The 10578-nt window shown below is 68.2% G+C and carries 10 protein-coding genes and 1 pseudogene; all 11 read left to right on the forward strand.

What is annotated here, in order from left to right:
- Window positions 1–3 precede the first annotated feature (3 nt).
- A complete protein-coding gene (locus NNZ72_RS20345) occupies window positions 4–378 on the forward strand; it encodes a RidA family protein (RefSeq protein ID WP_257317407.1) in 375 nt (124 codons plus the stop codon).
- Window positions 379–769: 391 nt separating this feature from the next.
- Window positions 770–1681 carry an N-carbamoyl-D-amino-acid hydrolase gene (locus NNZ72_RS20350; protein WP_257317409.1) on the forward strand — a complete coding sequence of 304 codons (912 nt, stop codon included), beginning with the start codon at window positions 770–772 and terminating at the stop codon, window positions 1679–1681.
- A gap of 48 nt (window positions 1682–1729) precedes the next feature.
- Complete coding sequence (locus NNZ72_RS20355; protein ID WP_257317410.1) at window positions 1730–3040, forward strand: ABC transporter substrate-binding protein; 1311 nt, start codon at window positions 1730–1732, stop codon at window positions 3038–3040.
- 96 nt (window positions 3041–3136) lie between these two features.
- Window positions 3137–3919 (forward strand): ABC transporter permease, encoded by a 783-nt coding sequence (locus tag NNZ72_RS20360; RefSeq protein WP_257317411.1) that lies wholly within the window; start codon window positions 3137–3139, stop codon window positions 3917–3919.
- Window positions 3912–4706, forward strand: a complete 795-nt coding sequence (locus tag NNZ72_RS20365; protein ID WP_257317412.1) for an ABC transporter ATP-binding protein — start codon at window positions 3912–3914, stop codon at window positions 4704–4706. Before NNZ72_RS20360 ends, NNZ72_RS20365 begins: the two co-directional genes overlap by 8 nt.
- On the forward strand, window positions 4703–5542 hold the full coding sequence (locus NNZ72_RS20370) for an ABC transporter permease (protein ID WP_257317413.1): 840 nt from the start codon (window positions 4703–4705) through the stop codon (window positions 5540–5542). Before NNZ72_RS20365 ends, NNZ72_RS20370 begins: the two co-directional genes overlap by 4 nt.
- Window positions 5543–5579: 37 nt before the next feature.
- Window positions 5580–6590 carry an Ldh family oxidoreductase gene (locus NNZ72_RS20375; protein WP_257317414.1) on the forward strand — a complete coding sequence of 337 codons (1011 nt, stop codon included), beginning with the start codon at window positions 5580–5582 and terminating at the stop codon, window positions 6588–6590.
- Entirely contained in the window at window positions 6591–7805 is a 1215-nt protein-coding gene (locus tag NNZ72_RS20380) for an iron-containing alcohol dehydrogenase (RefSeq protein ID WP_257317415.1), read from the forward strand.
- Between the two features lie 36 nt (window positions 7806–7841).
- Window positions 7842–9311 (forward strand): NAD-dependent succinate-semialdehyde dehydrogenase, encoded by a 1470-nt coding sequence (locus tag NNZ72_RS20385; RefSeq protein ID WP_257317416.1) that lies wholly within the window; start codon window positions 7842–7844, stop codon window positions 9309–9311.
- Between the two features lie 159 nt (window positions 9312–9470).
- Window positions 9471–10115 (forward strand): GntR family transcriptional regulator, encoded by a 645-nt coding sequence (locus NNZ72_RS20390; protein WP_257317417.1) that lies wholly within the window; start codon window positions 9471–9473, stop codon window positions 10113–10115.
- Window positions 10116–10123: 8 nt separating this feature from the next.
- Window positions 10124–10578, forward strand: a pseudogene (locus NNZ72_RS20395) (GguC protein); the annotation flags it as partial.

A 10578-nucleotide genomic window follows, 5' to 3' on the forward strand; every position in this document is an offset into this window, starting at 1 on the left:
CGAATGACCCAGAGATTGCTGCTGGAAGGCGCGCCGCCGCGCGCAGGGGCCTATGCCCACGCCGTCGTGTCCGACGGGCTGGTCTACGTGTCGGGGCAGGGGCCGAAGGACCCCCGCACCGGGCGTCTCCCCGAGAGCTTCGACGCGCAGGTCCAGCAGGCGCTGGACAACCTCGCCTTCATCCTCGACGGCGCGAACAGCGCCATGACGGAGGTCATCAAGCTGAACGCCTATCTGGCGGACCTCACCAACTTCGACAGCTTCAACGCCATTTTCGAGAAGAATTTCGGCGGCACCCTGCCGGCCCGCACGACGATCGGCTGCCAGTTGCACGGGATCATGTTCGAGGTCGACTGCGTGGCCAAGGTGCGCGCGTAGGCGAAGCGGCGACGGCCCGCGCCGCGATTGGCGGCGCGGCGCTGCGGCATCGGACCAAGCGATCGTCCGCGCGGGCAAAAGCCTGAGGGTCGGCATCCTCGACATTTCAATTCGCGATATCCGGGCCGCCGGTTTTCCGGCGGGCCAACGGGAACCCGCGCCCATACGTACGGCGGAGCAATCGAAAAAATAAAATCCGATACGATATCGTATTTGATATTGCATTTGCGGAAGACCGCTGTAGCATCCGGTCCGACAAACGAATTCGGACATGGCGAACCGCTCCACGGCGGCGCCGCGTCCGGCACGAGGCGGGGGCGCGGCATGGGCCGCGACATCCGCCCGAGGGAACCTTGCGCCTCGCGGCGCCTGTCCAGTGATGAGAGGGAAAATGTCCAGAAAACTGAATCTTGCCGTCGGTCAATTGGGTCCCATCCAGCGGGCCGACAGCCGTGCGAGCATCGTCAACCGCCTGATGGAGATGATGCGCGAGGCGAAATCCCGCGGTGCCGAGTTCATCGTCTTCCCGGAGGCGGCGCTCACCTCCTTCTTCCCGCGCTGGTACATCACGGACGAGGCGGAGCTGGATTCCTACTACGAGGCGGAGATGCCGAACCCCTCCGTCCAGCCGCTCTTCGACCTTGCGGCCGAGCTCGGCGTCGGCTTCTACATCGGCTATGCCGAGCTTGCCGTCGAAAACGGCCGCAAGCGCCGCTTCAACACGTCGATCCTTGTCGACGGCCGCGGCAAGGTGGTCGGCAAGTACCGCAAGATCCATCTGCCGGGCCACGCCGACCACGAGCCGGACCGGCCGTTCCAGAACCTCGAGAAGCGCTATTTCGAGAACGGCGACCTCGGCTTCCCGGTCTACGAGCTGGACGGCAACAAGGTCGGCATGTGCATCTGCAACGACCGGCGCTGGCCGGAGACCTGGCGGGTGCTCGGCCTCAACGGCGCGGAGCTCGTCTGCCTCGGCTACAATACGCCGATGCTAGAGCCGCGCACGCCGCAGCATTCCCACCTGACCTCCTTCCATCACCTGCTGAGCGTGCAGGCCGGCGCCTACCAGAACGGCATGTGGGTCGCGGCCGCGGCGAAGGCGGGCGTGGAGGAAGGCTGGCTGCTCGTCGCCCACAGCTGCATCGTCGCGCCGACCGGCGAGATCGTCGCGCTGACCAATACCATCGACGACGAGGTGATCACCGCCACCTGCGACTTTGCCCGCAACCGGGAGATCCGCGACCACATCTTCAACTTCGAGAAGCACCGTCAGCCGCACAACTACAAGATCATCGCCGAGTGAGGAAACGAGGCGAGGCTGCATAACCGCAACCGAAAAGGGGAACCAACCGTGACGATACTGAAGAAACTGAAGGCGACCGCCGTCGCCGGCCTGATGGGCGCGCTCCTGGCCGCCCAGCCGGCCCTTGCGCAGTCGGAGCTGGATTCGTTCAAGCCGGGCGAACCGGAGGCCGGCGTGGAGATCCCGTCCGCCGACGTCAAGTTCGGCATGAAGCCCTATGCCGACAACACGTTTTATATCATCGCCATCCAGAAGGGATGGTTCAAGGACGTCGGCATCAACATCCTGCCGGAGCCGAACGGCATCGCGCTCAACGAGACGAACACCATCCCGCTGCTGCTCAACGGCCAGGTCGACATCTCGAGCAACTGGTGCGTGGGCATGATGCCCACCTATACCGACACCAACGAGCTGAAGTGCATCGCCTTCATCGACAACATCGTCTCGGCGTCCATCCTCGCCAATCCCAAGCTCGGCCTGAAGTCGTTCCGCGACTATGTCGGCGAGGGCAAGTCCTTCGACGAGGCGATCAAGCTCGCGCTGGCGCCGATCAACGGCAAGACGCTGGTCGGTCCGCCGGACGCCACGGCCCGCCCGTTCGAGAACACCGCCGCCGACCTCGCCGGCGTCGAGTGGAGCCTGCAGGCGCTCGAGGATTCGAAGTCGGTGGTGCTCGCCATGTCCGGCCGCGCGGATTTCGTGCACCCGAACGGCGCGCCGATCGTCTACAGCCTGCTCAAGGCCGGCTGGACGCCGCTCATCACCCTCGACGACCTCCTGACCCACGGCCCGCGCGGCGCGGATTCGCCGATCGTCGCGCTGGTCAACAGCACCGGCATCGCCGCCAACGGCAACTTCGTCAACGAAAACCCGAACACCGTCCTTCGTTTCCTGTCGGTCGTCTGGCGCACCATCGACGCGCTGGAGAAGGACCCGGGCCTCTTCGATCTGCAGGCGCCCTATCTCAACAGCGTGGCCGGCACCAGCCTGACCGGTGCCGAGATCACCGACATGGTGGCGAAGCTCCATCCCTATATCGGCTTCGACGGCAGCGAGCCCTGGTATGCGGACGCCAACTCGCCGACCAACATCACGCCGGTCTACGACGCCATCATCGCCGACCTGGAGAAGAGCGGCGTGATCCCCGCCGGCAAGATCACCACGGACACCTTCGCCTGGAACCGACCGATCTGGGAACTGGCGAAGTCCTACCGCGACAAGGCGAGCGACCTGATCGAGAAGGTCAAGGCGGGGTCTCCCACGCCCGAGCAGGCCGAACTCCTGGCCTCGGCGGAGCAGCACTTCGCCTGGTTCAACTATCTCGACGCCTATCGCTTCGCGCTGGCGGCCAGTGAATAGGCCGGCCTTCGAGGAAGTCGTTCCATGAATGCTACGGTAACAGCCCGGAGGACGACGCCGTCGTCCTCCCCCCGCCCGGTCCGCTGGCGGCCGCGCGTGGACGTCGTCGGACTGTGCGGCGTCGTCGCGATGCTGGGCGTCTGGCAGGCCATGTCGGTCCATTTCGGCCGCGTCGTGCCGTCGCCGCTCACGGTCGCAAACGAGATGGCCAAGAATTTCATCTCGGCCCCGACCTTCCGCCACTACGGCATCGCCGACGCGGGCTACCTCGACGCGATCCTCTACACGGCGGGCAATGTCAGCATGTCGATGATCGCCGGCGGGGCCGCCGGCATCGCCTTCGGCCTCTTGACGGCGCGCCGGCGGCTGCTGCGCTCGGCGCTCGACCCGATCTTCCTGACGCTGGGCACGATCCCGATCTTCATCGCCGCGCCCTTCCTGCTGCTCTGGTTCGGCATCAGCCGCTTCAGCGCGGTGGCGATCGTCGCCATCTACGTGGCGACCATCGTCTATGCCTATTCGCAGCGCGCCCTCTACAACCTCTCGCCCGTCTACGAGCAATATGCGCAGACGCTGGGCGCCGACGACCGCCGCCTCTTCTGGGACATCATGGTTCCGGGCACCCTGCCGGAGATCCTCGGCGGGCTCAGGATCGCGCTCGCCGGCGCCTGGGGCCTCGCGGCGATCTCCGAGCTGATCGGCTCGCAGCGCGGGGCAGGCAAGGTCATCCAGTCGCTCGCCAACTCCGTCGACGTGAAGGCGATCTTCTGCGTGCTCCTTCTCCTCGGGGTCGTGGCGGCCGCGATCGATGCCCTCATGGCGCTCGTCATCAGCCGCGTCACCGCCTGGAACCGTGCCGGAGGCAACGACCATGAATGAAACGAACGACCGGACCGCGATCGCCGTCCATAATGTCACGCGGCGCTTCCAGCGCACCGGCGGCGGCGAGGTGATCGCGGCCGACAACATGTCGCTGACGATCCCGCGCGGCGAATTCGTCTGCCTGGTCGGACCGTCCGGCTGCGGCAAGACCACCATGCTGCAGATGATCGCCGGCCTGCTGGCGCCGAGCGAGGGCGAAATCGAGGTCGACGGCCGCAAGGTGACCGGCCCCGGGCCGGACCGCGGCGTGGTGTTCCAGAAAGACAGCGTCTTTCCCTGGATGACCGTCATCCAGAACATCGAATACGGCCTGAAATGCCGCGGCGTGCCGGCGGCGGAGCGCCGGGCGCTCGCGCGGCGCTATCTTGCCCATGTCGGGCTCGAAGGCCTGGAGGAATCCTGGCCGCGCGAGCTGTCGGGCGGCATGCTGAAGCGCGTGGCGATCGCCACCGTCTTCGCCAACGGCTCCCGCGTGCTCCTGCTCGACGAGCCCTTCGGCGCCCTCGACTATGTCACGAAGCACCAGCTCTACGACGTGCTGCTGTCGCTGTGGAGCGAGGACGAGCAGCACCGTACCGTCGTCTTCGTCACCCATGACATCGACGAGGCGCTGCTGCTCGCCGACCGCGTCCTCGTCTTCAAGGCCGGCCACATCGCCGCCGATCTTTCCATCGACAGCCCGCGGCCGCGCAACACGGAAAGCCTGCTCCAGCCCGCCGTCGTCGCGCACAAGCGCACGATGCTGGAGCATATCGGCCTGCGTCCGTCGGGAGGCACGGCATGAACGGCTCCCGCTCCTTCAACGACCGGCGGGTCGGCGTGGCCGCGCTTCTCGCGCTCGCCCTCGTCTGGCAGCTGATGTCGGTGCTGTTCCCGATGGAGATCGTGCCGGGCGTGCCGATGGTGCCCGGCTGGCAGGTCGTCGTCACGCGCACCTTCCTGTCGCTGTCCAACTTCTGGGAGGGCGGCTTCGGCATTCCCGCCGCCAGCGCCGGCACGCCGCCGAGCTACGGCGTGGCGTTCCTGTCGCTGCTGTTCAATTCGCTGGACACGTTCAGGAGGCTCGCGCTCGGCTTCGTCATCGGCGGCGGCATCGGCTTCGCGCTCGGCCTGCTCTTGTCCCTGTCCGAATGGTCGAACCGCTTCGTCGGCGCGCCGCTGCGCTTCATCCGGGCCTTGCCGCTGCTCGCCATGATCCCGCTCTTCCAGCTCTGGTTCGGGATTGCCGATTTCGGCATGGTCGTCTTCATCGCCTACGGCGTCGGCGTCATCATCTTCACCTCGGTCATCAACGCGGTGCCCCGCGTGCCGCAGATCTACCGTGACAACGCGCGCACGCTCGGCGCCTCGAAGCTGCGCACCTTCTACACGGTGACCGTCCCGGCCATCCTGCCGGAGGTCCGCTCCGCGGCGGTCATCGCGGTCGGCGTCGGCTGGGCGGCCGCACTCGGCGCCGAATATCTCGGCGCGCAATCCGGGCTCGGCCGCATCGTCGTCGCCTCGGAGGCGTTCGGCTATCTCGACCGCATGTTCCTCACCGCCGTCGTCATCATCGTCTATGCGGCGATCAGCACGTGGCTCGTCGAGCGCGGCTTCGCCCGCCTGCTGCGCTGGGCATGACGATGGCGATTTTCCGTCGATATCAGGGAGACAGGCCATGCTGGTCGAACTAGACGAGGCCCGGTCGGTCGCGCTCGGCGTGCTCGGCAATGTCGGGACGCCGCAGGTCCATGCGGAGCTGCAGGCGGAAGTTCTGCTGGAGGCGGAGCTGCGCGGCCTTCCCTCCCACGGGCTGCTGCGCCTGCCCCGCATCGTCGAGCGGGTGCGCAACGGCGTGGCCGATCCGCGCGCCACCGGCCGGCACGCCTGGCGCGGCGAGGCTCTGCTCGACGTGGACGGCGAGGGCGGCTTCGGGCCGGTGGTGGCCTGCGCGGCGATCGAGCCTGTGCGCAAGCGCGCGAAGCGGCTTGGGGTCGCCGTCGCCGCCATCCGCAACAGCGGCCATCTCGGCGCCATCGGCTGGTATGCCGAGGAGATCGCCCGCGGCGGCCAGCTCGCCATCGTGCTCTCCACCAGCGAGGCGCTGGTGCATCCCTGGGGCGGGCGCAAGGCGATGATCGGCACGAACCCGATCGCCATCGGCGTGCCGGTCGAGCCGGAGCCCTTCGTCCTCGACATGGCGACCGGCGTGATCTCCATGGGCAAGGTGCACGACTATGCCAATCGCGGCCAGCCGCTGGAGCCGGGCTGGGCGCTGGATGCGGAGGGCAACCCGACCACGGACGCCGCCGCCGCCCGCGACGGCGCCATCGCCCCCTTCGGCGACGCGAAGGGATACGGGCTCGCGCTCGGCTTCGAGCTCCTCGTCGCGAGCCTCACCGCCTCGGCGCTGGGCACCGACGTCACGGGGACGCTCGATTCCACCTTCCCGGCCACGAAGGGCGACGTGATCGTCGTCCTGGAGCCGCACGGGCGGAGCGCCTCGGCGCTCTCGGCCTATCTCGACGCGGTGCGCGCCTGCCCGCCGATCCGCGAGGGAGAGGCCGTCACCGTGCCCGGCGACCGGTCCCGCCAGCGCCGCGCCCGCAACCTGGCGCGCGGCCTCGAAATCCCCGACGCGATCTGGTCGCGACTGCGCGACCTCGCCGATTCATCATTGGAGAGCTAGATGTTTGGAACCTTCCGCAGCCCGAATGCGGTCTATTTCGGCGCCGGCCAGCGGGCCATGCTGGGGCGCGTGGTCGCGAGCTTCGGGAACCGGGCCCTCATATGCACCGACGAGCGGCTGGCCGGCGACCCGGTCTTCCGCGCCATGGTGGAGGATGTCGAAGCGGCCGGCGTCCATGTCGCGGTGTTCGGCCGCACCATCGCCGACCTGCCGCTCGGCTGCATCGACGAGGCGGTGGCCGAGGCGCGCGCCGCAAGGCCCGACAGCATCGTGGCGATCGGCGGCGGAAGCTGCCTCGACCTCGCCAAGGCGACGGCCCTCGTCTACACCCACGGCGGCCGCCCGCAGGATTATTACGGCGAGTTCAAGGTGCCGGGCGCCGTCCTGCCGGTAATCGCGGTGCCGACGACGTCCGGGACGGGGTCCGAGGTGACGCCGGTCGCCGTCCTGTCCGATCCCGACAAGACGCTCAAGGTCGGTATCTCCGATCCGCGGCTGATCCCGGCCGTCGCCATCTGCGATCCGGAACTGACGCTCACCTGCCCGCCGTCGCTGACGGCCGTCGCCGGCGCCGACGCGCTGACGCACGGCATCGAGTCCTTCACCGCCATCCGCCGCGACGAGGGGGCGAACCTCCCCCTGGAGCGCGTCTTCGTCGGCAAGAACATCATCAGCGACCATCATGCGCTGGAGGCGATCCGGCTGATTTCCGGCGCGCTGGAGGGCGCCGTGGCGGACGGGAGCCGGCTCGACCTGCGCGCCCGGCTGATGTACGGCGCCATGCTGGCGGGCCACGCCTTCGCCAATGCCGGTAACGCCGCCGCGCACGCCCTGCAATATCCCGTCGGCGCGCTGACCCACACCGCGCACGGCATCGGCGTGGCGGCGCTGATGCCCTATGTCATGCGCTACAACCTGCCCGCCTGCCGGGACGACTATGCCCGGATCGCCGCGGCCATGGGCGTGCCGCCCGAGGATGACACGGCGGCGATGGCCGAGGCCGGCATCGGCGCGGTCGCCTCCCTGTTCGCGGCCGTCGGCATCCCCCGCACGCTCGCCGAGCTCGGCTTCGAGGAAGAGAAGATCGACTGGGCCGCCGAACAGGCGATGACCGCCGCCCGGCTCGTCCACAACAACCCCGTGCCGCTCGGCGTCGAGGACATGAAGGCCATCCTGCGGGCCGCCCATCACGGCGACCCCGCGCTTCTTTCCTAGCCGCTTTCCGACAGACCCACCTTACGGATGAAGATCATGAACACTGTATCGAAACCCCGCCCGCTCGCCCTCGACACGCTGCCGACCCGCCTGCTGATCGGCGGGGACTGGCGCGACGGACGGGGCGGCGAGGACATCGACGTCCTCGATCCCTCGACCGAGGCCGTCGTCGCCTCCGTCGCCAATGCCTCGGTGGAGGACGGCATCGCCGCCGTCGACGCCGCGGCCGCCGCCGCGAAGGACTGGGCGGCGACCGCGCCGCGCCGGCGCGCGGAGATCCTGCGCCGCGCCTTCGAGCTGATGACGGAGCGGGCGGATTTCCTCGCCGCCGTGATCTCGACGGAAAACGGCAAGGCGCTTTCCGACGCGAAGGGCGAGGTCGCCTATGCGGCGGAGTTCTTCCGCTGGTATGCGGAGGAGGCCGTCCGGCTGGCGGGCGACCTCGGCCCGTCGCCTTCCGGCGCGTACAACATCATGGTCCAGCACGAGCCGATCGGCATCGCCCTCCTGATCACGCCGTGGAACTTTCCGGCGGCGATGGCGACCCGTAAGATCGCGCCGGCGCTGGCGGCCGGCTGCACCTGCATCCTCAAGCCGGCGACCGAGACGCCGCTCACCGCGCTCGCCGTGGCGGAAATCCTTGGTCAGGCCGGCGTGCCGGCCGGCGTCGTCAACGTCGTGACGACGCGCAGCACCGGCAAGGTCATGGGTGCCGTCCTGCGCGACCCGCGCGTGCGAAAACTGTCCTTCACCGGTTCCACCGAGGTCGGCCGCGTGCTGCTGCGCGAGGCCTCGCACCAGGTCATCAGCTGCTCGATGGAGCTCGGCGGCAACGCGCCCTTTCTCGTCTTCGAGGATGCCGACCTGGAGGCCGCGCTCGACGGGGCGATGCTCGCCAAGATGCGCAACGGCGGCGAGGCCTGCACCGCCGCCAACCGGTTCTATGTCCACGAGGCGCTTTACGACCGCTTCGCCGACGCCTTCGCCGCCCGCATGGCCGCGCTCACGGTCGACGACGGCGTGCTGCCCGAGACGCAATGCGGGCCGCTCGTCAATCCGGCGGCGGTCGAGCGGATCGACGATCTCGTGCAGGACGCGGTGGCGCGCGGTGCGAAGGTGCTGACGGGCGGGCACAGGCTGAACCGCACCGGCTATTTCTATGCGCCGACGGTTCTGCGCGACGTGCCGCCCGAGGCAAGGATGATGCAGGAGGAGATCTTCGGGCCTATCGCTCCGCTCGCGTCGTTTTCCGACGAGGAGGCGGCCATCGCCGCCGCCAACGCCACGGAATACGGCCTCATCTCCTATCTCTACACCGGCAATCTCAGGCGCGGGCTCCGGCTTTCCTCCCGCCTGCAGAGCGGCATGGTGGGCCTCAACCGCGGGCTCGTCTCGGATCCGGCGGCACCGTTCGGCGGCATGAAGGCGAGCGGTATCGGCCGCGAGGGCGGCCATCACGGGATCATGGAATATATCGAGACCAAATATACGGCCGTAAGCTGGTAGACGAGCGCGGCGCCGTCGCATTTTGCGGTGGCGCCGTCTGCGGCGTGTCAGTATGTCTTTGGGCAGGTTGCAGGAGCACTGGAATTGCATGGGGGAGGGCGTGCCATGACGCGCGGCCGGAAACGGACAGAAGGACCCGACGAGGCGGAGCAGGCTCCGGTGACCCGGGCTCGGCGGCTGGCGGATGAGGCCTACAACCTCATCCTGGAGCAACTGATCTCGCTGAAGCTGCCGCCGGGCGCGCGCATCACGGTCGACGAACTGGCCCGCCAGTTCGGCATATCGCAGACGCCCATCCGCGAGGCGCTCACCCGGCTCGAATCCCACGGCCTCGTCAGCAAGACGCATCTGATCGGCTATCACGCGACCCCGCAGCTCGATCGCGAGCAGTTCCGCAAGCTCTACGAGGTCCGCTCGCTGCTGGAGCCTGCCGCGGCGCGGAACGCGGCCGTGAACATGGACGACGCGCAACTGGAAAGCCTCGTCCGCTTCGCCGCCGACATGCAGAAGGAAGTGGCCGACGCCAAGCGCATCAACTACGGCCGGTTCGCGCTGCATGACGACGAGTTCCACGCGCGCATCGCCGAGGGTGGGGGAAACGAGCTCATCTTCGAGGCGCTTTCCCGCCTTCACTCGCATGTCCACATATTCCGGCTCTATTTCCATTCCTGGGTCACGGAAAGCGCGCTGAAGGAGCATCAGGCGATCGTCGACGCGCTGGTGGCGCGCGATCCCGACGCGGCGGAAGCGGCCATGCGGTTTCACATCGACGAATCCTGGAACAGGCTCCAGCAAGGCTTTTGAGGAACGACATGCTCATCTCCCAGATTTCCAATCCCGACGGCTCGATCACGGTGGCGGTGCGCGAGGAGGGCGGCCCGGCACGCGCCGTCAGGGGGGCGGGAAGCGTCCACGCGCTCGCCCTGGAGGCGGCGAATAGTGGCCGCTCGCTTGCGGCCGTCATCGAGGAGAAGGGCCTTGGCGATACAGTCGACCTCGAAGCCGCCTATGCCGCCGGCCGGCTGCTTGCGCCGATCACCCATCCCGATCCCGCCCACCTGCACCTGACCGGCACCGGCCTCACCCATCTCGGCTCCGCCGCCACCCGCGATTCCATGCACAGGAAGACGACGGAGGCTGCCGAGGAGACGCTCACCGACTCCATGAAGATGTTCCGCATGGGTCTGGAGAACGGCAAGCCTGCGCCCGGCGAGACCGGCGTGCAGCCGGAATGGTTCTACAAGGGCAACGGCACCCAGGCGGTCGC

It is taken from the genome of Shinella pollutisoli, from assembly GCF_024609765.1.
Taxonomy (GTDB): domain Bacteria; phylum Pseudomonadota; class Alphaproteobacteria; order Rhizobiales; family Rhizobiaceae; genus Shinella; species Shinella pollutisoli.